We start from the raw sequence: 23,352 nt of genomic DNA, 5'->3' as shown, positions 1-23,352 counted from the left end.
TTTATCCTCTAGGCAGCTCGATTTGCTTGTTATCACGGGATTCCTTGTACAAAATAATCGTGCTCCCGATGAGCTGTACAAGCTCGGAACCTGTTTCCGTAGCCAGTTCTTCCGCAATTTCATGCTTGTCATCCAGACAGTTGTTCAAAATCTGCACCTTCATCAGCTCGCGCTTTTCAATCGCATCGTTAATGTGACGCATAAGATGCTCGTTCGTACCGTTTTTCCCTACTTGAAAAACCGGGTCCAGATGATGCGCCATCGAGCGCAAATACCTTTTTTGTTTACCTGTTAACATGTATACTTAACTCCTTCATAACCACATATGCCATGCGGCAATTCCATAATTTTAGTGTAAAATCCGACTTACGACAGGCTTCTCAGCACAGCCGCTCTCATTTCGTCTACAGCAGGGGCTACGCCCATAAAATACTCAAAGGCCACTGCTCCCTGATACACGAACATGCCCAAGCCTCCGTGTACGGTGCAGCCGCGCTGTTTACGGCTTTCGCGCAAAAATCTCGTTTCCAGCGGGTTGTAGATCAAATCACTTACAATGATTCCTTCTGGAATCAGACTCGTTTCCAGCGGAAGCTCATCGGATAGAGGAGACATTCCTACCGAGGTCGTATTGATCAGCACATCCACCGATGCAAGCACGCTCTCCGCTTCATCGTTAGAATAACCCGTCACAGGGATTGCTTCCGTCGTCCACTCCAATGCCAGCTGCTCGGCCTTATCGCGTGTCCGATTCAGAATAATGACCGATTCCGGCTGTTCCTCCAGTAACGCATGAATCACACCTCTGGCAGCACCTCCGGCTCCGAGGACCGCAATTCTTGTGCCTTTCAGCTTGACCGAAGTCTCTTCTTTGAGGGAACGCACGTAGCCGATCCCGTCCGTATTGTAACCCTTAAGTCGTCCGTTGTCGTTCACAATCGTGTTGACAGCGCCGATGAGTCTGGCTCCTTCATCAATCTCATCCAAATATTTCATAACTTCAACTTTATGGGGAATCGTCACATTGACTCCGCGGAAATGCAAAGCCCGAATCCCCTTCATGGCGTCCTCCAGCTGATCGGGCTTGACGTGAAGAGGAACAAAATCCCCCTCTATCCCCGCTGCCTTTAAAGCTACTTTATGCATGAGAGGCGATTTGGAGTGCTTGATCGGATCACCCAATACGCCCAATAATACAAGACCTTGTTCGGTCACTCCAGACTCCCCGCTGCTCATCGTCGTTCTCCCCCATGTTGCAAAATATTAGGCTGCACAAATACATGAACGGCGGCAGGAACCTGAATCTGTTCCTTGCCGCCCGATCACATGGTTCAACATTCGTTAAATCAACGAAGGCCGTAGAAGGACACGGATTCCCCGAGGAGCATGAACCGCTACCAAAGCCCCGTTCTCACTATTGACCCTGATCCATCCCAGACCGGAGATATAAATATCCGATTGAGATTTACGAGGAACGCGGAACTCATGTCTTGTCCATTCCGGCATATCTGCCAACTGATCACGTGTCGGCGGTGACAACAGTTCTCCGGCATGATCTTCGAACAGTTGATCCGCCCGCTCCAGCTTGGTGCGATGAATTTTAAGACTACCGTTGATGTAGCAGGTGAACGATTGATGTTGACCTTCTACAAAATCAAACCTCGCCATCCCACCGAAAAACAAGGTTTGTCCGGGGTCCAGCTGATAAGCAGCAGGTTTCAGCGGCTTGTCCGGCATAATGGCGCTCAAATCCTGCCGGGACACGATTTCACTGAACCGCCAAGGGTACACAATACCCGGTGTATCAATAATATGCTTACCGTCGTCGAGCGGAATATTCACCATATCCAGCGTCGTTCCCGGGTAACGGGATGTTGTTAACTCCTGCTCCATATCGCTATGATCACGGATCAAGCGGTTAATGAGCGTGGATTTACCAACATTTGTTGCACCGACCACATACACATCCCGATTGCCACGCAACTCGGACACCACATCCAGCAGACGATCAAAGCCCTGATTTTTTTTGGCCGAGCACAGAACGATATCGGCCGTGCGAAGTCCTTGCTCCTTAGCCTGCTTTTGCACCCAGTTGAGGACCTTGTTCCAGTTCGTTACCTTAGGCAACAAATCCGTCTTGTTCACAGCCAGTACAACCGGATTAGATCCTACGAAACGTTGCAAGCCGGAAATCAGACTGCCTTCAAAGTCGAAAATGTCCACAATGTGGATGACGAGAGCGTCCTTGTCCCCAATTTGGCTGAGCAGTTTCAGGAACTCATCCTGATCCACAGCTACCGAAGACGTTTCATTATAGTTTTTAATCCGGAAACAGCGCTGACAGATGACAGGCTCGCGTGTAAGCAATTTTTCAGGAATATATCCCGGAAGCTCCGGGCTAGTGGTCTGCATCGTGATACCGCACCCACTACATTTGACAGCAGTTCCGCCGTCAGGTCTTTCAGTCATTCTTCTTTTCCTCCTCAAGCCATAAGCCTTTCTTACGTAACCTTGTGAGCGCGATTCGCTCCAACCGCCGATTAAAGCGGGTCATGATTCCTTCATCATGGATGGATATTGGCAGCACCAGCACCGTGTGCAATCCCAGTCGGTTGCCACCCAATACATCCGTCAACATTTGGTCCCCGACCATTATAGTCTCTTCCGGGGTAAGTCCCATCATACGGATGGCTCTGCGGAAGGACGAGTTGGAGGGCTTCCGTGCGGCATGTATAAATTCAATGTCCAAAGGCGTAGCGAACACAGATACACGTCCCATATTATTGTTGGACACGATGACAAGCTTAAAACCCGCCTGTTTGACCTTCTCAAACCAGGCCACCAGCTCGGGAGTCGCATTCGGCGCTTTTGCACCAACCAGCGTATTATCCAAATCCGTAATAATGCCGCGATATCCTTGAGCATACAAGCCTTCAAGATCAATATCAAAGACGGTATTTACCCGTAATTTGGGCATCAGCATTTCAAACAACGTCGGTCACCTCAGTTTCATACGACAAACTATACCATATTAATAGGGGTTAGTAAAAAGCTATCCGCAACAAACGGACAGCTTTTTACAGAGCATGTGATGAAGATTATAAATCGGCAGCTTTCGAGCCGAGTAAAAAACGGTTTAGCCTTCGTCCTTCTGATCCGACACGGTTTTTCTTTCGTTTCATTCAGTTTGCCTTCCGGACTAACCCTTCTTATGCAACAGGGCCGCTTGCTGGCGGACCTTGTGCCAATCCTCGGCAGTTACCGAGGAAGGACTGTAGCGCGCTTGTTCAAACAGCTCCAGCAGCAGATGCAGAATTGAAGCGCGTTCCGGTGATTCAACTGACCATCTGCCGACCGATTCCCTCAGCGTCTCGTGGCTAGTACGTGCAAACCCCTTACTCCGCATGTAACGGAGCCAGCGCTCGGTTTCGACGATCACCTTTTCGTCCGGGGTCAACGGCTTTCCTTTACGCAGACGCAGCAGATAAAAATGAATATCTGCCCGATTACGCCATACGATATAAGCGCCCCACAGTACGATAACAGCCACTGCCGCCGCTATGATTACAGGATGAATCTTCGTGCCTTCCTCCGAATTGGCCTGCGATGTCTGCGCAGACTGTTCAGGCTCAGGCTGATCTTTCACTTCTGGAGTATCAGGCGTTTTCGAATCCTCCTGCTCCGTAAGCAACGGCATATCAAAGCCCGGCGTGGCTTCTACAGGAACCCAGCCGTATTCACCCAGATACACTTCGGCCCAGGAATGAGCATCCGCGTTGGTAACGGAATAGGAAGACATATTTTCGTTACCATCGCTGGTCGTTGCATCATCCGAAAATGTTTGCTGACCAGGTGCATATCCTTTGACCCACCGTGCCGGAACACCAACGGAGCGGGCCATCATAACCATCGAAGTGGAATAATAATCGCAATAGCCTTCCCGAATCTCAAACAGAAAGGCATCCACAAAATCCTTGCTTCTTTTGCGAGAAAGATCCGGATTGTTTGTATATGCATAATTTCGCTGTAAATATTGCTGTAGCAGTCCGACCTTTTCATAAGGTGTCTTCGCCGATGACGTTACATTTTGAGCCAAATCACGCACTCGCTTCGGCAGCTCATTCGGGATTTGCAAATAGGCTTCCTGCTTGTTCTTTCCATACAGCTCATTAAACGTTTTCTTGCGCAGCTCTTTCTCCGGGATTACAGGTACATGTGACACCAGAGTATACGTTTTCGGATAAGCAGTTCTTCTGGAGGATGAATTCCAAAGCAGTTCTGCCTGTTCCGGTTTCCAACGCAATCCGTCTGCCCGCGAGTCTCTGTCCACCGATTGAACACGATGTACCGAATACGCGCCGAACAAAACCGGATAGCTCTGATCATTTTGCATCGTAATGGTCTGAACGACCTGCTCGGTCGAATGCAGTGTTTCTTGTGTATTTTCCAGCTCTGCCGTCATTGGCACATCATTCAGCGTTTGGTCGTCGTTGTCTGCATCACTCCAGCCCGTACCGGAATACGTTCGCTTCGTCTCGCCCCGCCAGTAGCTTCGCTGGTTCGTCGTGATGGTCATTACGGGAGAGTAGTCAAAATTAAACCCCCCACCCAGTCGATTATCCTGCCGACTATAGCCCGATGCTGTACTCATCCGCTGATTCATAGCCCCGGCTCCATTGTTAATACCAACGGTAGATGAGCTATTTCGCTGGGTCCAAGCCGTATATGGATCCGTTAAGGTCGGCTCTATCTCTGGCATATTCACGCCAGCCATAATAATCAAAGCAAAAATGACCGCAATATTGGCTGCAATTTTGTACGGGTAACGGCGAATGTGTTTCCAGCCTTGAGGATAGTGCTGCCGAAAATACTGCAAATGCTGAGTCACCAGCCAACCCATACCCGCAAAGACCATCCATGCGACTTCTTCCCACAGCACGGTTGGCGTGAACGAATCAAGCACTGCCAGCGCGGCAATATTAATACCCACAAAAACCAGAATGCGCTGCTTCGTCGTAACGATGAGTGGTAACATCTCAATAACAAGCCAAGCGATCAGTGAAAACCAGATATACGGAGACATATTCGATATAAATTGATCCAGACGGTTTGCAAAACCCCCGAAAGGAATAATAATCGAGTAGGACACGAGCGTCCGGTACAAAATAAAAAATAACGTCGCCGCTTTGACGATAAATTCAATCCAAGGCCGAAGCGGCAGCAAAATTTTCACCAGAGCCAGCATCGTAACCGTCGCCAATACAAGCGTTCTTGTCTCTTCAAGCCACAGCACTGAAGCAAAGGACACCCATTGCATGGCAATAATAATAATCCATAAAAATGTAAAAGCCGCAGCCCAGGAGCCCTTCAGCGATTGTAGCCAGTTCTTCATAGCGTCCCTCCCCCCATTACAGCTGGAAGCTCTTCAAGACTCGGAACATGATAACCCTGAATGCCTCTTGTACGAAGCATGCTCATCCATTCTTCTGCCTGTCCCTCACTTGAGCCTTCTCCGATATAAACGTGGCACGGGGTCATCCCCCGGGTATCGACCCAGCGAAGAAGCTCCAACGCCTGATGATCCTTCAACGGACTAATCAGCACAAAATAGCAGCCTTGTGGAAATTGCCGAACACCGCTTTCTACAGCGGCCATAAGACTGCCTTGAGAAGTGGTGTGTATGTCTACCAAATGATGCATCATCCGTTGCCGTTCCATCATCTGCTCACTGGGCTGAAAGACAGTGCCTGTTTCCCCTGCCGTACAAAGACCTACTCCCATCCGCTCCCGTCCGCCATATTCCAGCAATGAAGCGATTGAGGATACGGCCAGTTCAAACTGATCGGCATTTACATAATGTTTCGTGTGTATGTCCAGTACAAGCATCGTTTTCGGAACCGTCTCATGCTCAAATTCCTTGGATTTCCAGCTTCCTGTACGTGCGGTCGCATTCCAATGGATACGTGAAAAACGGTCCCCATATACATAGTCCCGCACTCCGTTAATTTGTGTCGTTTCGCGGCGTGTTCGAGTCTGGACGGTCTGTGGCCCGGACATCCGCGAGCGACGGTCATTTAACTGCCAATAGGGAATGAATACCGTGCGGGGCAGTACCCGAAATTCACCGGGTGCGTTTAACATGCCTTTATGCTCCAACAGGCCGAAGATATCCTCGCTCACACACTCCGTTTGCGCAAAATAATAGCTTCCCCGCTCCAACGCAGGGGTCTGGAAGGCAAGCTGTCCGCTTCCTTTCATGCTGGGGATAACACTGTCCTCAAACGACCAGGATTCACCTGTATGACGCTTGAGCACCTCACGAACAATGATATACGGCAGTGGAAGAAAGCCAGGAAGTCTCAAGCTCAGCTTTACATGCACCTGATCTCCCGCATGCAGTAGCTCCCCGAACTCTGAGCCTTGCGAAAGCTGCCTTGAACCCTGAACACGGCGTACCCCGCTCAACCCGACGATCCATAAATAAATGACTAACAGCGTAACCATGGACAATAGCATGACTGACGTCTTGCCACCCTGAAACAACAGATATAGCAGACATACCACCCATATGGCCATCAGAAGCCAGATGCGGCCTGACAGCCGGAGGAGCCTGCGCTTCCTTTTGACTTTCTTCATTCCCTACGGACGCTCCATTCGCACGGGTACGTTCACCTGCCGAAGGACAGCCTGAAGTACAGACTGGGCGTTGGAGCTGTCGAGACGCGCCTCGGGACGAAGCAGTAAACGATGCGCCAGCACATAAGGTGCCAATATTTTCACATCGTCAGGAAGCACGTAATCACGATTTTCCAGAAAAGCGTACGCCTTGGTGGCCATCACAAAAGCAAGCGCCGCCCGCGGGCTGGCTCCCAGCAGTACCGATGAATGCTCTCTGGTCGCACGTACGATATCAAGTAAATAGGACGTAACTGCCTCGTCCATGTACATTTCTCTGATTTCCTGCTGGATTGCGGCTATCTGTTCCATATGCGCTACCGCCTCCAGTCGATCTGCCGGCTGCCCCTCCTGATGACGAAGCAGCATGTTCCGCTCAGTCTCCATATCAGGATAGCCGAGACTGATTTTGAGCATAAAACGATCAAGCTGCGCTTCCGGCAGCATATAAGTCCCTTCAAAATCAATCGGATTTTGCGTAGCACACAGCATAAAAGGATGAGGCAGCATATGCGTTTCTCCATCCACGGTTACACTTCGCTCCTCCATCACTTCCAGCAAAGCCGATTGCGTTTTCGTCGTTGCCCGGTTAATTTCGTCTGCCAATAAAATATTTGTCATTACAGGACCCGGACGAAAATAAAAGCGCTCATCCCGTGGATGAAATATGGAAACCCCTGTTATATCACTGGGGAGAATATCAGGATTACATTGAACACGGCGGTAATCACCGCGCATGGATTTGGCAAGAGCCTTGATCATTTGCGTTTTTCCCGTACCCGGAACGTCCTCGATCAGAATGTGCCCACCCGCCAGCATAGTCGTTAGCAGTAATTTTATTTCAAAGGATTTACCTAATATGCATGATTCCAGATTAGCTCGGATTGCAGATACAATCTGCACAGATTCTTGACGCACGGGCATAGCCTGTAAACCTCCTAGATAGCAACATGTTTCCTATTATTGTACATGAAGGAGGGCATAGAGTACACTTGAGTCCTTTTCCAGATGTTCGAGCCAGTGCTACAGTTTGGCAGCATTTTGTATGCAGACATATAAAAAAGCCCTCCGGTCATTCAGATCCGAAGGGCTAATTTTTAAGCTTATTTAATTCAGCATTTTGCATCATTCGATTACCAACGCTTAAAAGTACAATATAAGTTTATCCTTTTGGACGTACAACCAGGGCTGCCAAAAAAGAGAATATAATCGCCGAGGAAATCCCTGCACTTGTCACACTAAAAATCCCTGTAATGACACCAAGCCATCCGTCCTTTTCCAATTCGGTTAATGCGCCGTGTACGAGTGAGTTACCAAAACTGGTAATTGGAATCGTCGCACCCGCTCCGGCAAATTTGATAAGCGGATCGTATATCCCAACGGCATCAGCAATTGCACCTGCTACCACCAACGTACTCATCGTATGTGCCGGGGTCATTTTAATGACATCCATCATCAACTGACCCACGACACAAATGGCACCACCGACTAAAAAAGCCCATAGATATATCATACTTTTCCTCCCGCTTCGAAAGCTACAGCATGTGCAATGCATGGAATGCTTTCTCCTTGCTGTGTCGACAAAGGAGACAGCAATGCCCCGGTCGCCACGACCAGTACCTTCTGAAGTTCTCCCTTTTCGAGCCGTTTTAACAAATGCCCGTAGGTTACAACAGCCGAGCATCCGGCACCACTGCCGCCTGCAATGACTTGCTTTTGTTTGTTCAGGTCATAAATAAGTAAACCGCAATCGTTAAATTCCGTCTGACTCACATCAATATTTTGCTTTTTAAGCAGCTCCTTGGTAATCGGCAAGCCTACTGAGGCCAAATCCCCCGTTACAATAAGATCATAATAACCAGGGTCCCGGCCTGTATCTCGAAAATGGGACAACAAGGTATCTGCCGCCGCCGGAGCCATCGCCCCTCCCATGTTAAATGGGTCTTTAATCCCCATATCCGTAACACGTCCAATGGTAGCGCAATCTACCACCGTACCTGACTTGGCATGTCCCACAACTGCGGTGCCTGAGCCGGTGACGGTATACTGGGCCGTTGGAGGCTTCTGTGCTCCGTATTCCGTAGGATATCGGAACTGCTTTTCCACAGTACAGTTATGGCTCGTCGTACCCGCCATTACATAGTCGCCCGCCTCTGAATCCACAATAAGCGCGGCTAAGGCCAGACTTTCCATCGACGTAGAGCAGGCTCCGAAAACACCCAAATAAGGAATCGCGAGCTTGCGCGCTGAAAAGGAGCTACTGATAATTTGATTCATCAGATCACCACTGATAAAAAACTGTACTTCCTCTTTGTTCAAATTGGCATTAATTAACGCTAGCTCAGTAGAGTGCTCGAACAATCTGCGTTCCGCTTTTTCCCATGTTTTTTCGTTAATTTCGAGATTGTCATAAATGTAGTCAAAATCCGTGGACAGCGGCCCCTCTCCTTCATCCGGGCCAACAACGGTTGCACTTCCAACGATGCGCGGTCTGGATTCAAACTTCCAGGTTTGTCCTCCCTGTCTTCTCATAGATGGTTACCCCCTACTCCAAGAAAGGCGTAGATGACACCTACAACGAACGCTGCCACCACCCCGAATACGATAACCGACCCTGCCAGCTTGAACATATTCGCGCCTACACCGAGCACCAGCCCCTCAGAACGATGCTCCAGTGCAGCCGAACACATCGAGTTGGCAAAGCCTGTAATCGGTACAGCGGTTCCTGCTCCCGCCCATTGGGCAAACTTGTCGTACACCCCGAAGCAGGTCAATATGACTGCCAGCAGGATCATCATGGATGAGGTCGGCGGTGCCGCCTCCTTGGCCGAAATGTGCATCCCTGCCATGAAGGCTTCCTGAATTGCCTGACCAATCACACAGATGCCGCCTCCAACCAGAAAAGCCCGCACACAGTTGGCAAAAACGTTTGTAGACGGCTCGTGCTTTTTGGAAATACTCTGGTAGTCCTTTTCATTTATGGACAACGGCGGCGTATTGGTACGAAAACCGCGTTGGCCAGATTTAGCTGGCATCATCCACCACCCCTTATTTGTAAATTCCGCACTTTGCGGTTCGGATTCATTGTGTCCTTATCATTATTAGCTTTATGGGGAATTGTTATGTCAGGAAAATGATATCGTGGACATTCCGTACAAATCCATTCATACTGGATGGATGACGACCACTGGTTAATTAATAAGGAGCGAGGTATAACATCATGGAATCAAAAACATTAGAACTGTTTAAAACCTTAACGGAGTTTCCTTCCATTCCGGGGCATGAGCGAGAGCTGCGGGCATGGGTTAAAGAACGGATATCCGGTTATACGGACGAAATCGTGCAAGATCGTTTGGGTAGCCTTTTCGGCGTGCTGCGCGGTGAAGAGAACGGACCGCGTGTGATGGTTGCGGGCCATCTGGATGAAGTCGGATTTATCGTCAATGGCATTACGGAAAATGGTATGATCCGCTTTCAGCCCGTTGGAGGCTGGTGGAGTCAGGCCATCATGTCACAACGTCTTCAGGTGCTGACTCCGAATGGGCCGATTATTGGTGTCGTTGGCTCAGTATCGCCCCATTTGCTGGATGAATCACAACGTAGCAAGCCCATGGACATCAAGCATATGTATCTGGATATCGGCGTGGACAGCCGTCAGGAAGCGCAAGAGCTGGGTATCGTGCCGGGAACAGCCATTGCGCCGATTTGTGATTTTACTCCACTGGCGAATCCGAAAAAAATCATGGCTAAAGCGTGGGATAACCGCTATGGTGTAGGCTTGGCTATTGAACTGCTTGAAGCGTTACATAAGGAAAAGGACAAACTGCCTAATACGCTGTATGCGGGAGCTACCGTTCAGGAGGAAGTGGGATTGCGCGGCGCACGCACGGCAGCCAACCTGATTCAACCGGACGTTTTCTTTGCACTGGATTGCAGTGCGGCCAACGATATGGGTGGTGATCCGAACGCTTACGGGCATTTGGGTAAAGGCGCGCTGCTACGGGTATTTGATCCGGGTATGATTACACATCGCGGGATTGTGGAATACGTGCAGGATATGGCGGAAACGCACAAGATCAAGTATCAATATTTCATCTCCACAGGTGGGACCGATGCAGGTCAGGTTCATTTAAGCGGAATTGGAGTGCCCTCCACCGTCATTGGCATTTGCGGACGATACATCCACACTTCCTCGTCCATTATTCACACCGACGATTACGATGCAGCCAAAGAACTGATCGTCAAGCTGGTACAAAACCTGGATCGTACGACACTGAATACGATTATTGAACGAGCTTAAGGTATTCTCAGAAAAGTACAATCTATTAAAAACAGTCAAAACACGTTATACATGTTTTGACTGTTTTTTTGATTTAATAGAGCTACAAAATAGAGCGCTTCATATCAAATGCTTATAACGAAGTAAAGCGATAATAACAAGTACAGCCGTCAAGGCAATGCAGATGTTCTCCACCTGCGCCCCTTTGCGCGTTCCGGTACTCATCAGCTTAAATCGCAGCTTCCATTTGAGCGGTGGCAAAGGTTTAATTCCGTTATTCGTCAAGGAATCTGCCAACAAATGCAGCAGATACGCCAAACCACCAGCCAGCCATATGCTGTCACCGTGCAGACGGGTTGTACCGTACAGCAACGCAGTCCATGCGACTGTTCCGTACACCGTATGCGTCAATCCCCGGTGAGGGACAAGCGTACAGATAATCAGCAGGCACCCGGCAATGTAATTCCATGGCGCATATGCTTCCCCATACCAGGCTAAGCCAACCCCAATCAAAAAGATAATAACCTTTCGCATCGATCGTGAAGGCATAAAGGAAGCGCTGATCATCAGTAAAGCCAGAACAAGATTCCACGGCGGTGGAGCCATACGGGTGAAAAATACCCAGCCCGCAGCCCCAATCATCAAAAGCTGTACGAGTCTGAGCATTTTGGTAGGCAACGCACGACTCACGAGCATGGAGTTAGGCTCGTCAATATCCGGCAACAGTGAACCGACTACAGCGGCAGCCACGGCAGCCGGAGTCACTTCGTATCCGTTCAAGGCTAATACCGACAGGGAGACCCCGGTTCCAATAATCAAATGGGCTCTTCCCATCATGGTGCATAACATCCTTTCGTTGCAGCATACAACAGAGTTCGACATCACTCTATTTGAATCAGCATGATTCGATTGTATACGACAAACAAAAGGAGAACAATAGTTCGCTTATTCTATTTAAAGGATATCGTCCAAAAGTCCCGGTCAAAAATTCGCCTTAGAGTATTTTTTGGAACAGTGCGATAACTTCCTCTTTGGTTGGCTGAAACGGATTACTGGGCGCACACGCATCCTTCATCGCATTGTCGGCTAACAGATTCAGGTCCGGGTCCGTTACTCCCAACTCAGACAAGCGTTTCGGAATTCCGACCTCCTGTGCCAACCCACGGATGGCATCCACGACAAATTCAGCACACTCCTCATCCGTTCGCCCTCTGACCGAGAATCCAATCGCTTGAGCGATAGGTCTGAATTTACGAGGAACATGCTGCGCATTGGCCTCCTGTACATAGGGCAGTAGCATCGCATTACACACCCCATGTGGAAGATCATACACACCTCCAAGCTGATGAGCCATCGCATGCACATATCCCAACCCAGCATTGTTGAAGGCCAGCCCTCCCAGAAAAACAGCATACACAAGCTTTTCCCGAGCCTCAATATTTTGACCGTTCTCCACAGCATCAGGCAAATAACGGAATATCAGTTCGACAGCAGCCAGGGCAGTGGCATCGGTGACCGGATAAGCTCCCGGGGTAACCAGCGCCTCAATCGCATGAGTAAGCGCATCCATACCTGTCGCAGCAGTTAATTCGGCTGGCTTACCCACCATTAATTCGGGGTCATTTACAGAGATGGAAGCCAGACTGTTTTTATCAACCATGACCATTTTGACCTTACGCTTCTCATCAGTAATGACATAGTTAATGGTGACCTCGCTGGAGGTACCCGCCGTTGTATTCACTGCCACAATAGGAACGGACGGGCGTTTGGATTTGTGAACGCCTTCATATTCTGAAATATGTCCTCCATTGGTGACAATGATGCCAATGGCTTTGGCCGCATCCTGAGGTGACCCACCACCTACCGAGACGAGAACATCACATCCGTTATCCTGAAACACCTTGACTCCTTCGTGAACATTGTCACAGGTAGGGTTAGGTTGCACACCATCATACACGATATATGGAACTCCATGCAGCTCCAAAACAGCAATAACCCGGTCGGTAATCCCATTTCGACGCAGCCATTTATCCGTCACGATAAGCGCTTTCATAAATCCTTTCTCTTGCAACATCGGTCCCAGATCTCTAAGACATCCAATCCCCATCAAATTCACTGGCGGTACATAAAAGATGTTCCTCCCCATACGTAAACCCCTCCTCTGTGTTAATCGTTCTCCAGTCATCTCTGCTCTCTGTTATCATGCATCTTCCTGATACTACCATCAGATCGAGCAGACATCTGCGAAAAAAAGCACAGTTCAGCAATTCTTTTAAAAACATGCAATAAGGCCTAGAAGCATGTTGACAAACTTTTGCAATATTTTCTTTTTGCCTCAAAAGCCTATTGTACTATTTGAAATATTATGTAATATAGTGTTTATATTTACTATATGAATCTATTAAATGAACAAGGAGGAAATAATTATGCAAAAGAGTTCTGCGATTCGCAAGTTCAAAACGATTGGTCTGGCATCATTGCTAAGTCTTGTTTTGTTCGCTCTCCCCGCTTCTGCTGCTTGGAATGATACATACACGGGGTACGCTACCTATACCGGATCTGGCTACTCTGGAGGAGCACTGCTGCTTGATCCAATCCCTTCCGATGCAAAAATTACGGCTCTTAACCACACACAACTGAATTATAATGGAATCAAAGCCGCATTGGCAGGAGCATATCTGGAAGTCCAAGGCCCCAAAGGGAAAACAACGGTCTATGTAACCGATATTTATCCTGAAGGCCCAAGTGGTGCGCTTGACCTGTCCCCGAATGCTTTTAACCAAATTGGCAATCAAATTGATGGAAAAATCAATATCTCATGGAAAGTCGTCAAAGCCCCAGTTACTGGAAACGTCTCCTACCGCATTAAAGAAGGCAGCAGCCGGTGGTGGGCAGCTATTCAGGTACGCAATCATAAATATCCTGTCTTGAAACTAGAAGTCCAACAGAACGGACAGTGGCTCAACCTTGAAAAACAGGACTATAACCACTTTCTGGGTACAAACTTAGGGAACCAGCCTCTTAAAATCCGGATTACAGACATTCGCGGTGTGGTGCTGAACGATACCCTCCCGGCCCTAGCAGAAAATGGCACGGGCGATGCCTATATTGTCAAAGGTAATGTGCAATTCCCTGACTGATTGCAGGTATCTTCTCACAGCTTGAGTCCTGTCGGGCACAAATGGGTGCTTCCTACCCATGTGCTGTCCAACTCGTGACAGGCTTTATGTAATCCCCAGGCTGGGAACCGACGCAAGCGATTTTGCGTGTTGGGTTCCTGGCCTTTTTACGAAAAAGTCATTATTTTTCATAAAAAATTAGTTTGTTCACTGTCCTGTTCACAGGAAGGCACGTATAATGAATACATATTAGGGTGTATTTTGGCTATATGCACATAGACAGGAGACCTGCCCACATGAGCAATTTCAAAAAGCATCACAAGCTTCATAGCAAATTGCTGATCAGTATCACGTTATGTATTACGCTGACGTTGCTGGTATCTACCACGGTGTATTATTTTTATTATATTCGGGTGGAGAAGGAGCAAGCATTCGAAGCCAATCATAGCAGCCTGGCACTGAGAAGCAGAGAGGTCATTAACATGACATCTATCGCCCAATCGTTGGCCTTCCAAATGTACCGCAGCAGCACCCTGTCCAAGTTGTTGTATTACCCCAAACCCAATGTATATGATGTAACCGCTGCCATGTCTGAGCTGAACAATTATCTCAATTCTATGCCGTACATTGAATCCATCTATGTGTATAATCCGAAAAGCGACACCTTCTACATTGCATCCTCACGGGGGCAAAACGGGTTATACAGCAAAAGTGAACTGGTTGATACGGATATTATACGCGTGCTGGATCATTATCAGGATTATAAGCCATTTACCCCTATTCCACGCACCTATCCTTTGCTATCTGCGTCAGACTCCGTTGCCGGAGCAGATCAAGCCAGCACAGACATCGCCGCCTATACGTATTTATGCTACGACGCAATCAACTCGAACGAAGCGATGAATTCGGCTGTGATCGTCAATGTATCTGCGACTTGGATGAACAAGGAAATGGCGACGAATCCGGCATCAGGCGGAACGGCTTATATTTTGGACGATCAAGGCAGACTTTTATCCGGCGCGACACTGGCAGACGAAGCATTGAACGAAAAAGAACAGCTATGGCTGCACACCCGAGTCAAAAAACAGGAAACAGGATATTTTGTAGAAGATTTTCACAGTAAAAGATCACTCATTTCTTATACCTCCCAAGACGGATTGGGTTGGCAGTATATTAGTGTCACCCCATATGAAAGCGTTGTCAAAATGGCGAGTGTTATCCGTAATGCGATGCTGTTCATTGCCGCCGTCATTGCATTGGCAGGGTTCGTGGCCTCCTGGCTGCTGTCCAGAATGCTGTATACCCCCATTGGACAGATCGTTGTCCATATGAATTCACTCGAATCAGAGAAACGAAACAGCATGTATACGATCCGGCAAAACATTTTACAGAATATTATTCGGGGGGTTCAATTGCTTCCTGCTGGAGAGGAACCGGAGCGGTTGCTTGAGCTTGGAATCACATTCCAGTTCGACAAAGACTATCGGCTGGTGCTGCTGCGTATAGATGAATATGTCCGGTGGCAAAGCGAACGCGGTCCTGACCTGCTGCCCTATAAGTTTGCCATGATGAATATTGCTTCTGAAATATGCGGGCAGACGTACCAGGTGGAAGCCGTGGATATCGACGAAGACAGCGTCCTACTGCTGCTCAACATTCTTGATCCTGCGGAGCATACGGATACCGTGCTGCTGGAAACCTTATTGCGCCAAATACGCGAAGCTTGCCATGAGTATTTAAAGCTGAGCGTATCGCTAACCTATAGCGCCATCGCAAGCCAGTCGGAACGGCTGCATCTGTTGTACCGTCAGGTACAGGAAGCGTCCATGCACCGATTTTTTCAAGGGCACGGGTGTATCATTGATGCGCAGAACACAATTGAGGCACATGCTCAAAATGCCTACGTATATGCGTCGGATAAGGAGAAAAAATTGCTCGACACGCTGTTATCTGGTCATACGGAGGATGCTCATGGCATGTTCAAGGACTTGCTGATGCATATGGAAAAATATTCGTTTTCCGTCGTGCAGGTGGCCATATCCCGGCTGATGATGAGTGTGAATCATGCCATTCAGCATATGAGTGAGCGTAATGGATTTGCTGCCGAATCTATACCTGAATTGCCGTCCGCAGATCAGTTGGAGACGGCCCTGGAGCTTATCGAGCAATATCAATTGGTCTTTGATCATGTCCGCTCCAACCTATTGGAAAAACGAAACACGAAACAAGAGCGGCTAGTACGGCAAATTAATGAGCGAATAGAGCAAGCCTATGCTGATCCGGATTTTTGCCTCAACCAGATCGCTGAAGAACTGGATATGTCACCGATCTATGTCAGCAGACTATACAAGCAACAAACCATGTCTACCATCGTAGATGTCATTCAACAGCTACGCATTCGCAAAGCCTGCGAGCTGCTGGAGCAAACCGACTGGTCGGTAGCTGACGTGGCAGAACAAACCGGATTTGCGAGCAGCTCTTATTTTCACCGCATGTTCAAGCGTAGCTTGGGCGTGACGCCCACAGATTTTCGTCGTTCTAAAGCAAATGCGCAATAAGGTAGACTGAAAAATGCTTCCGTAAAAAGTTCTGGCTACTGTATGCGGCCGCTCCGCGAACGGAACGTTGCTCCCATCGCTGTTGTCTCCGCTGATTTTAGCGTGACCTATCACTCCTTGTAATAGACATAAAAAAAGCAAGCCTCCAACTTCCTGGAGACTTGCTTTTTCTTTTTATCCAACTGTTAAAATCTCTTTGCCTTGCCCAATTACTTAATGTTCTTCTCCTTCACGTAGGCTTCCCATTGCTTGGTATATTCCGTCTGGATTTTCTCCAGGCCAGCCTGGTTTGCCTTTTGCAAGAAGGTCTGCAATCCTTGATCCACATTATCAATCAATCCAGCTTGGAGCGGATACAGATATTGCTTCTCAACCTGCTCCAAAGCCGCTTTTTCGGCTTGATAGGTCGTATAATCCTCTGCAAAACCGGTAAACACGTCAGGCTTCTGGATTTTATCCAGCTCAGCAAAAATCTTCTTCACCCGGTCAAAGCCTGAATCAAACAGCATGTATTCCGGGTTACGCCAAGCCCAGCTATTCATACCTTCCCGTGAAAAGCCGTTCGTGCTGCCGGTACCTATCATTTGATAGTAACCGTCTTTGACTTCATAGTTTTTGCCTTCAATTCCGTATTGCGTGAGCAGGTTATAACGTTTGTCTGTGACAAGCTTTTCATAAAAGGCTAATGCGCGTGCAGGGTTAGGACTGCTTTTGGGAATTGCAAAGCCGTTATGAATCGGATGCACTGGAGTTGCAAACCCCGTCGTCAGCGGGAACGGATAGTAATCCAGCTTCCAGTCCGGGTGAGAAGCTTTGAGCTTAATCACCATGTCATTAAATCGGGTCGGATTGTCACCGAAAATACTCGCTGCTTTACCAGAAGTCACCTGATCCTGAAGCGTATCTTTTACGTTCAGTACGTTTTTAGGAATAAATCCTTTGTCGGCCCAGCGTTTGTAAATGCTCAGCTCTTCTTTTTGCTCATCTGAACCCCAATATTTATAAACCTCTGTTGGTTTTTCATACTTAATACCGATGCCATAAGGCAAAGCCCCTACACTCTTTGTTACCAATTCGGAATAGCGATCATGCAGGTTCCCTTTAATATCGCTGTTCAGAGAGACCGGTTTCATATTAGGCTCATGCTGACGGATACCATCCATATAAGCCTCGTAGCTTTTTATATCCGTAGGCTTAGGCAGATTGTACTTCTCGCGCAAATCCTCACGCCATACAAATCCATTGGTTACATACTCCTTGTATGTGCCAGGCACAGTGTAGATTTTGCCTCCGATTTTAACGCCATCCCACATCTCCTGAGGCACGAATTTTTGCAAGGCAGGTGCGGCCTTCGGCAGCAGATCATCAAGCGGCAGGAATGCACCTTTCTTGGCATACGCCTGATACTGCGTCCAATCTGCAGTGAAGATCAGATCAATCGGCTGGCCTGAAGAGAGCAGCAGCTTATACTTCTGATCCCAGTCCGTCCACGTCGTATAGTTGAATTTGACGGTGGCATTCAAATCTTTTTCCGCCAATTTATTAATCTCTGCTTCAACGGCAGGCAGATCCTTCGGAGCATCACCCAGCATATAAAATTGCAGCTGTACCTTCTGAGATTTGTCATCCGTTCCATCTGATTTTTGTGCGCTGTTTCCACCACCGCCTCCACACCCGGCTAATAGCGCCATGATGACCATAACTGCAATCAGGATGGACATGCGTTGCTTTCTTTTCTTTGTAAATGTCATGTGAATCCTCCTTTTGAAGTGGTTGCTGGTTTAAAGCCATCTATCTTTTAAAAGCCTGGAGAGTGGACGAAAATCATTCGCTTGTACTCAGCCTCGCCTTTAAAATTTGTAGGAAACAAACGTTACTAGCCCCTCAAATAAAACGCTTACAAAATATGCTTTCAAAATGGCATAACGTCAGCACATCATGCCATCTTAGCTGATGACTGTCTACTTTAGCCTTTAACAGCACCAATGGTCAAGCCCTTGACGAAATAACGCTGAATGAACGGGTACAGCAGTAAAATCGGTCCGGTGACCACGATCGCCATTGCCATTTTGGTCGATTCGGTCGGCATATCGTTGGAGAGTGAAACGCCGGTACCTGCCCCCATTTGCGCGATAAATTGCATCGAGTTGATTACATTATACAGATAATATTGCAGCTGGTATTTATGTGGATCATTAATAAAGAGTGAAGACGAGAACCAGTCATTCCAGTATGCCAAGGCCAGAAACAACCCCACGGTGGCAATGCCCGGCGTAGACAAAGGCAGCACAATCCGATAGTAGATTTTAAAATCACCCGCACCGTCAATTTTGGCAGACTCAAACAGCTCTTCCGGCATGGACGAACGAATGAAGTTTTTCATCAAAATGATCAGAAACGGAGTCATCAGCCCCGGGAAAATAAGCACCGTATACGTATCGAGCAGTCCTAAATACTTCGTCAGCATAATGTACCAGGGTACCAAGCCGCCCCCGAACAACGTTGTAAAGTAAATATAGAACGAGAATGCGTTCCGGTATTTAAAATCTTTACGCGCCAGCACATATCCCGCCATCGTCATCAGGAACAGGCCCAACGTCGTACCTACTACAGTTGTAAAAATGGTCACACCGTACGCCCTCAGCACCTCTTCAGGAAAGGTGAACACCGTCCGGTATCCTTCCAGCGAAAATTCCTGTGGAATAAAATGATATCCATCTCTGATAATCGACTCATTACTGGTCAATGATGCCGAAATAATAAGTAGAAATGGCAGTAAACAAGCAATAGAAGCAATAATGATTACCGCATAAGAAATAATCTGAAAAATTCGGGTGTATACATCCTCTTTGATCGCCATCCGTTTGGGTCCTCCTTTCTAGAACAAGGCATATTCGTCGTTCAGCTTGCGGATAATATAGTTCACAGTCATGATCAGTATAAAGCCGAACAAGGACTGGTACACGCCTGCCGCCGAAGCCATACCGACATCAAAGGTTACTTTCAGTGAACGGTACACATACGTGTCCAAAATATCCGTCGTATTGTACAGCACCCCATTGTTGCCGATTAATTGATAGAAGAGATCGAACTGTCCCTTCATAATACTGCCGAGCGCGAACAGCAGCAGCACGACGAACGTCGATTTGAGCATAGGCACGGTAATGTACCAGATCCGTTGAAAAATGTTGGCCCCGTCCATTTTCGCCGCCTCATAGTACTCGTCGCTAATGCCTGTAATGGCCGCCAAATAAATCACCATACTGTAGCCGAGATTTTTCCACAGGTAGAACAAGATAATCAGGAAAATCCATACCCACGGTTTGTTGTATACATCCACACGTTCACCGCCGATTTGCAGCAGCAGCGTATTCAGAAAGCCGTTATCATAATTAAATATGTTATACACGATAACGCTTAGAATAACGAAAGAAACAAAATAAGGCAGGAACATCACAGATTGAGCGATCTTTTTAAAGTAACGCCCCCGCAGCTCATTCAGCAAAATCGCGAGAACAATCGCTAACACGTTGCCAAATAAAATAAATGCTGCGTTGTATCCGACCGTATTCAATGTCAATTTCGTCAGCGTGCCGGATTGCCATAGAAATTGAAAATTCTGAAGTCCGACAAACTTGGCATCGAACAAGCTGGTATTGAAGTCAAACTGGGTAAATGCATAATAGATACCCACCATAGGAATGTAAGAGTTAATGAAGAAAAAGATCAAGGTCGGCAGCAGCATTAAAAATAATATCCGATTACGGATCAGTTCATGGAAAAATCCATTTTTCCTGCCGCTCCCCAGCCTCCTCCCGTTCAGGCGGGAATCTGTCGTGAGCATAGCAGAACTCTTAGGCACAGGCTGATTCAATGTGAGTCACTCCCCCTCTGTATACGTTACCAACAGCATGTTTTGCAGTACCGCCGTCGTATGACCCTATTTTATGTAAGCGCATTCAAAATGAAAAGTGAAGCCTTGCGTACTTCATGAACAAAGGAGTGTCCTAAAGAGTGAACAATTCGGATATTTGTGAAGTATTGTGTGATATAAGGCGCCTGATAGACGCCCAAAACCCACTTATAAAGCATAATTAAACGTTTGAGGTTGCCCTTCACTATCATGTAACTCGAAACGCAGTTCACCGTCATTTTTGTTCTGACCGATAAACTTGATGCCATCTTCCCTGAACCGTTTGACATTTTGAAGCGGGATCAAACTTGCTGACTTACTCTCGCTCTGCGATTCACCAAATAAATGCTAAGCCCGATTAATACCAGACCGATCAGCAGAAAAGCTGTAATCGTTTCGTGCAGCAGCAAGGAGCTGACAAACACCGAGATAACAGGCACCAAAAACGTATAAGACGCGACTTTGCTCGCATCCCCCGAGTTAACCAGTGTGAAATACAGCAACCAAGACAGCGAAATGCCCAACACGATACCGAACAACAGCCCCGACACATAAGGAACATTCCATACGATGTCTGACCAGCTTTCCGTCACTGTTCCGGCTCCCGTCAACACGATGCCTCCCAATGTGCATTGAAATGCGACCAGCCACAGCGAATCCACGCGCTGGTTTACCTTTTTCACATAGACGGTACCCAATGCCCAGCTCACGGCTGTAATAATAGCGATAACTACACCTGCCACAGCCACATGTCCCGAAAATCCTCCGACACTTACAGCCGCGACACCCAAAAATCCGATGACCAATCCAGTCACCTTAAGCCCGGACATCGCTTCACCCAGCCACATCCATGCAAAAATGCCGACCAATACAGGCTGGAGATACACCAGCACAGAAAACAGGCCAGACGGTACGTACATCAGCCCTACCGTTTGCAGACCATAAAACAGTACCACGTTAAAAACACTCGAAATAGCATAGACCCGCCAGTTCTCTTTCCAACGGATACGTTTCCATCTCGGCAGTAAAATCGCTCCTAACAGCAGACCTCCCAGCAACGTGCGCAACCCTGCAAACAAAAGTGGAGGCGTAAACTGCAACGCTACTTTATAAATGGGCCAAGATATGCCCCACAATACAACCAACAGCGCGATCATCATGATCCGCTTGGCTGTCGTTAACTCTCCCATGCTGCTTTCGCTCCTCTATGAAAAAAATGACTGGACCTTATATTTTACGCCTATAGGACAACTTTATCAAACAAAAAATATGCATTGGAAAGCACAACTCCAAACAGAGGAATCCAGTCATTTGCCTATGTTACAATATACCAAACCAAAAAGAAAAATAGAGATTAAAGGATAGGAGGATGTCTGCACTTGATTTATATCATCAAATTTTTATACAGCTTCGTGCTGCCTCCCGGTTTGTTTATCCTCGTGATGGCAGGGCTTGTGATCTGGCTGTGGAAGCGTGCGCGTAAACCTGGTGTCATTCTACTCGTTGTCACACTGCTGCTGTATGGTTCCTCTACCAATTTGGCCGGAGATTTGCTAATCAGCAGTCTGGAAAAGCAGTATCCACAGCCTCGTACCGTTCAAGGCGATGTCATCGTTGTGCTTGGCGGCGGAGCCACAGAGGGAACACCCGACATCAACGGACAAGGTAATCTGCTGGGTTCAGCCGCCAATCGGCTGCTCACTGCGGCACGGTTGCACGAAGCAACGGGCTTACCTATTCTGTTTTCCGGTGGACAGGTATTTGGCGACAGTGGCAACGAAGCGAATATTGCCCAAAGACAGCTTCTGGGGCTCGGTATTCCCACAAAGGATATTCTGATCGAAAACCGTTCCCTGAACACGCAGCAAAATGCCCTCTATACCTCCCAAATTTTAAAGCAGCATCAGCTCACCAAACCCATTTTGGTGACCTCTGCCTTCCATTTGCCACGTGCGGCGCTGGAATTTCAGCGTGCAGGCATGCAGGCTGTGCCTTATCCGACGGACTATCTGGCAAGTGAACATCTGTCACTATATGCCGCCAAGCTCTCCCCGTCTGCTGGAGCCATGGCTACTACTGGAACAGCCCTTAAGGAGTATCTGGGGATTCTTGCTTTGAAGCTTAAATAATGTGACGTATATCTAGCGTATAGGCACACATCACAAACAAGCGCCTTGGCAGCTCGCAGGTATAAACCTGTATGCTACCAAGCGCTTGATTTTACCATGAATCCAAAGAAAATAAAATTGTAGACTGAGAAAATAAAGTATTAGACTGTCGTGGCCTCATTAAGCTCCCTCAATATGATTTAGTTTTCTCACTCAGGCTCATGAATTCGCAGGATTTCACCCTTAGCTAAGTGTGAGGTAAGTTTAATTAGGAGAAAAGAATGGGCTGAAGCCGTTCTCAACAAGCACTATGTAGGAAATGCTTATAGTATTGAACCATTGTTAACTCAAATTGAAGTAAGCCAATACCGAGATATAAAACTACAGTGGCTACGCAATAAGGACAATGAACCCCAGATTACCCCAATTTATTTAAAAGAAGATGTGGTTAAGAGTTTTGTTACAAAGACATCACATGAGCTTAACGACTTATATAAAGAATGGGGAATCGAGTCTCTCTAAGCAAGATATATTTGAGCTAACGGGACACGGTAGTTGAATATCACGCATTGTTGAGCAGGCGTTACAATCTGCTCTTTTTATTAAACTCCCTCGAAATGATTCAGTTTCCTCACTCAGGCTCATGAATTCGCAGGATTTCACCCTTAATTAAGTGTGAGAGGAGAAGGTTCACAGAGGG

The 23,352-nt window shown here is 47.6% G+C and carries 20 protein-coding genes; 4 read left to right on the top strand and 16 right to left on the bottom strand.

The genetic code is table 11. From position 1 onward, the window contains the following. Position 1: 1 nt before the first annotated feature. From yhbY to spoVAC, 10 genes are all read right to left on the bottom strand, one after another. The gene (gene yhbY, locus ABH897_RS03645) at positions 2–298 is read right to left on the bottom strand and encodes a ribosome assembly RNA-binding protein YhbY (RefSeq protein ID WP_014282548.1); all 297 of its coding nucleotides are present in this window, start codon (positions 296–298) and stop codon (positions 2–4) included. Positions 299–366: 68 nt separating this feature from the next. Further along, on the bottom strand, positions 367–1,236 hold the full coding sequence (aroE, locus tag ABH897_RS03640; RefSeq protein ID WP_404518707.1) for a shikimate dehydrogenase: 870 nt from the start codon (positions 1,234–1,236) through the stop codon (positions 367–369). A 105-nt stretch (positions 1,237–1,341) separates the two neighbouring features. Then, complete coding sequence (gene yqeH, locus ABH897_RS03635; RefSeq protein ID WP_283652577.1) at positions 1,342–2,469, bottom strand: ribosome biogenesis GTPase YqeH; 1,128 nt, start codon at positions 2,467–2,469, stop codon at positions 1,342–1,344. Further along, the gene (locus tag ABH897_RS03630; RefSeq protein WP_044645131.1) at positions 2,462–2,992 is read right to left on the bottom strand and encodes a YqeG family HAD IIIA-type phosphatase; all 531 of its coding nucleotides are present in this window, start codon (positions 2,990–2,992) and stop codon (positions 2,462–2,464) included. Before ABH897_RS03630 ends, yqeH begins: the two co-directional genes overlap by 8 nt. 207 nt (positions 2,993–3,199) lie before the next feature. Continuing rightward, entirely contained in the window at positions 3,200–5,392 is a 2,193-nt protein-coding gene (locus ABH897_RS03625) for a transglutaminase TgpA family protein (protein WP_404518706.1), read from the bottom strand. After that, positions 5,389–6,636, bottom strand: coding sequence for a DUF58 domain-containing protein (locus ABH897_RS03620; RefSeq protein WP_283652579.1), 1,248 nt, complete (start codon positions 6,634–6,636; stop codon positions 5,389–5,391). The genes ABH897_RS03625 and ABH897_RS03620 overlap by 4 nt, the downstream gene beginning before the upstream one ends. Positions 6,637–6,639: 3 nt before the next feature. After that, complete coding sequence (locus ABH897_RS03615) at positions 6,640–7,599, bottom strand: AAA family ATPase (RefSeq protein WP_283652580.1); 960 nt, start codon at positions 7,597–7,599, stop codon at positions 6,640–6,642. A 238-nt stretch (positions 7,600–7,837) separates the two neighbouring features. Next, the gene (spoVAE, locus tag ABH897_RS03610) at positions 7,838–8,188 is read right to left on the bottom strand and encodes a stage V sporulation protein AE (RefSeq protein ID WP_014282555.1); all 351 of its coding nucleotides are present in this window, start codon (positions 8,186–8,188) and stop codon (positions 7,838–7,840) included. Beyond that, a complete protein-coding gene (gene spoVAD / locus ABH897_RS03605; protein WP_283652581.1) occupies positions 8,185–9,207 on the bottom strand; it encodes a stage V sporulation protein AD in 1,023 nt (340 codons plus the stop codon). The genes spoVAE and spoVAD overlap by 4 nt, the downstream gene beginning before the upstream one ends. After that, positions 9,204–9,710, bottom strand: a complete 507-nt coding sequence (gene spoVAC, locus ABH897_RS03600; protein ID WP_283656300.1) for a stage V sporulation protein AC — start codon at positions 9,708–9,710, stop codon at positions 9,204–9,206. The genes spoVAD and spoVAC overlap by 4 nt, the downstream gene beginning before the upstream one ends. 185 nt (positions 9,711–9,895) lie before the next feature. Here spoVAC and ABH897_RS03595 point away from each other — a divergent pair, with 185 nt between their 5' ends. Then, the gene (locus ABH897_RS03595) at positions 9,896–10,975 is read left to right on the top strand and encodes a M42 family metallopeptidase (RefSeq protein ID WP_283652582.1); all 1,080 of its coding nucleotides are present in this window, start codon (positions 9,896–9,898) and stop codon (positions 10,973–10,975) included. Between the two features lie 99 nt (positions 10,976–11,074). Here the strand turns inward: ABH897_RS03595 and ABH897_RS03590 are convergent, their stop codons facing one another. Then, entirely contained in the window at positions 11,075–11,791 is a 717-nt protein-coding gene (locus ABH897_RS03590) for a metal-dependent hydrolase (protein ID WP_283652583.1), read from the bottom strand. A 157-nt stretch (positions 11,792–11,948) separates the two neighbouring features. After that, positions 11,949–13,100, bottom strand: coding sequence for an iron-containing alcohol dehydrogenase (locus ABH897_RS03585; protein ID WP_404591232.1), 1,152 nt, complete (start codon positions 13,098–13,100; stop codon positions 11,949–11,951). 280 nt (positions 13,101–13,380) lie between these two features. Here ABH897_RS03585 and exlX point away from each other — a divergent pair, with 280 nt between their 5' ends. Together exlX and ABH897_RS03575 are read left to right on the top strand one after the other, a co-directional pair. Next, positions 13,381–14,094: an expansin ExlX gene (gene exlX / locus ABH897_RS03580; protein WP_404591230.1), complete on the top strand. Its 714-nt coding sequence runs from the start codon at positions 13,381–13,383 to the stop codon at positions 14,092–14,094. Positions 14,095–14,369: 275 nt separating this feature from the next. Then, positions 14,370–16,631, top strand: coding sequence for an AraC family transcriptional regulator (locus tag ABH897_RS03575; protein ID WP_283652586.1), 2,262 nt, complete (start codon positions 14,370–14,372; stop codon positions 16,629–16,631). A 209-nt stretch (positions 16,632–16,840) separates the two neighbouring features. Here the strand turns inward: ABH897_RS03575 and ABH897_RS03570 are convergent, their stop codons facing one another. The 4 genes from ABH897_RS03570 to ABH897_RS03555 form a co-directional block, all read right to left on the bottom strand. Next, entirely contained in the window at positions 16,841–18,382 is a 1,542-nt protein-coding gene (locus tag ABH897_RS03570) for an extracellular solute-binding protein (protein ID WP_404591228.1), read from the bottom strand. A 215-nt stretch (positions 18,383–18,597) separates the two neighbouring features. Continuing rightward, a complete protein-coding gene (locus ABH897_RS03565; protein WP_134913395.1) occupies positions 18,598–19,491 on the bottom strand; it encodes a carbohydrate ABC transporter permease in 894 nt (297 codons plus the stop codon). 18 nt (positions 19,492–19,509) lie between these two features. Continuing rightward, positions 19,510–20,505 carry an ABC transporter permease gene (locus ABH897_RS03560; RefSeq protein ID WP_404591226.1) on the bottom strand — a complete coding sequence of 332 codons (996 nt, stop codon included), beginning with the start codon at positions 20,503–20,505 and terminating at the stop codon, positions 19,510–19,512. 341 nt (positions 20,506–20,846) lie between these two features. Beyond that, positions 20,847–21,734, bottom strand: a complete 888-nt coding sequence (locus tag ABH897_RS03555) for a DMT family transporter (RefSeq protein WP_283652588.1) — start codon at positions 21,732–21,734, stop codon at positions 20,847–20,849. 189 nt (positions 21,735–21,923) lie between these two features. On the opposite strand from ABH897_RS03555, the gene ABH897_RS03550 reads away from it, so the two are divergent. Further along, positions 21,924–22,673, top strand: coding sequence for a YdcF family protein (locus tag ABH897_RS03550; protein WP_404591224.1), 750 nt, complete (start codon positions 21,924–21,926; stop codon positions 22,671–22,673). Positions 22,674–23,352 lie beyond the last annotated feature (679 nt).

The sequence above is a fragment of the Paenibacillus sp. RC73 genome (assembly GCF_044908085.1).
Classification (GTDB): domain Bacteria; phylum Bacillota; class Bacilli; order Paenibacillales; family Paenibacillaceae; genus Paenibacillus; species Paenibacillus terrae_A.
Note: the sequence above shows the minus strand (reverse complement) of the source record. Positions and strands in the feature narration are given on the sequence as shown.

Bases quoted from the DNA above. Each gene is read 5' to 3' on its own strand.
- spoVAE (WP_014282555.1), bottom strand. From the start codon at position 8,188: ATGATATATCTATGGGCTTTTTTAGTCGGTGGTGCCATTTGTGTCGTG.
- ABH897_RS03565 (WP_134913395.1), bottom strand. From the start codon at position 19,491: ATGGCGATCAAAGAGGATGTATACACCCGAATTTTTCAGATTATTTCT.
- ABH897_RS03620 (WP_283652579.1), bottom strand. From the start codon at position 6,636: ATGAAGAAAGTCAAAAGGAAGCGCAGGCTCCTCCGGCTGTCAGGCCGC.
- aroE (WP_404518707.1), bottom strand. From the start codon at position 1,236: ATGAGCAGCGGGGAGTCTGGAGTGACCGAACAAGGTCTTGTATTATTG.
- spoVAC (WP_283656300.1), bottom strand. From the start codon at position 9,710: ATGCCAGCTAAATCTGGCCAACGCGGTTTTCGTACCAATACGCCGCCG.
- ABH897_RS03590 (WP_283652583.1), bottom strand. From the start codon at position 11,791: ATGATGGGAAGAGCCCATTTGATTATTGGAACCGGGGTCTCCCTGTCG.
- yhbY (WP_014282548.1), bottom strand. From the start codon at position 298: ATGTTAACAGGTAAACAAAAAAGGTATTTGCGCTCGATGGCGCATCAT.
- yqeH (WP_283652577.1), bottom strand. From the start codon at position 2,469: ATGACTGAAAGACCTGACGGCGGAACTGCTGTCAAATGTAGTGGGTGC.
- ABH897_RS03595 (WP_283652582.1), top strand. From the start codon at position 9,896: ATGGAATCAAAAACATTAGAACTGTTTAAAACCTTAACGGAGTTTCCT.
- ABH897_RS03570 (WP_404591228.1), bottom strand. From the start codon at position 18,382: ATGACATTTACAAAGAAAAGAAAGCAACGCATGTCCATCCTGATTGCA.
- ABH897_RS03585 (WP_404591232.1), bottom strand. From the start codon at position 13,100: ATGGGGAGGAACATCTTTTATGTACCGCCAGTGAATTTGATGGGGATT.
- ABH897_RS03615 (WP_283652580.1), bottom strand. From the start codon at position 7,599: ATGCCCGTGCGTCAAGAATCTGTGCAGATTGTATCTGCAATCCGAGCT.
- ABH897_RS03625 (WP_404518706.1), bottom strand. From the start codon at position 5,392: ATGAAGAACTGGCTACAATCGCTGAAGGGCTCCTGGGCTGCGGCTTTT.
- exlX (WP_404591230.1), top strand. From the start codon at position 13,381: ATGCAAAAGAGTTCTGCGATTCGCAAGTTCAAAACGATTGGTCTGGCA.
- ABH897_RS03555 (WP_283652588.1), bottom strand. From the start codon at position 21,734: ATGGGAGAGTTAACGACAGCCAAGCGGATCATGATGATCGCGCTGTTG.
- ABH897_RS03575 (WP_283652586.1), top strand. From the start codon at position 14,370: ATGAGCAATTTCAAAAAGCATCACAAGCTTCATAGCAAATTGCTGATC.
- spoVAD (WP_283652581.1), bottom strand. From the start codon at position 9,207: ATGAGAAGACAGGGAGGACAAACCTGGAAGTTTGAATCCAGACCGCGC.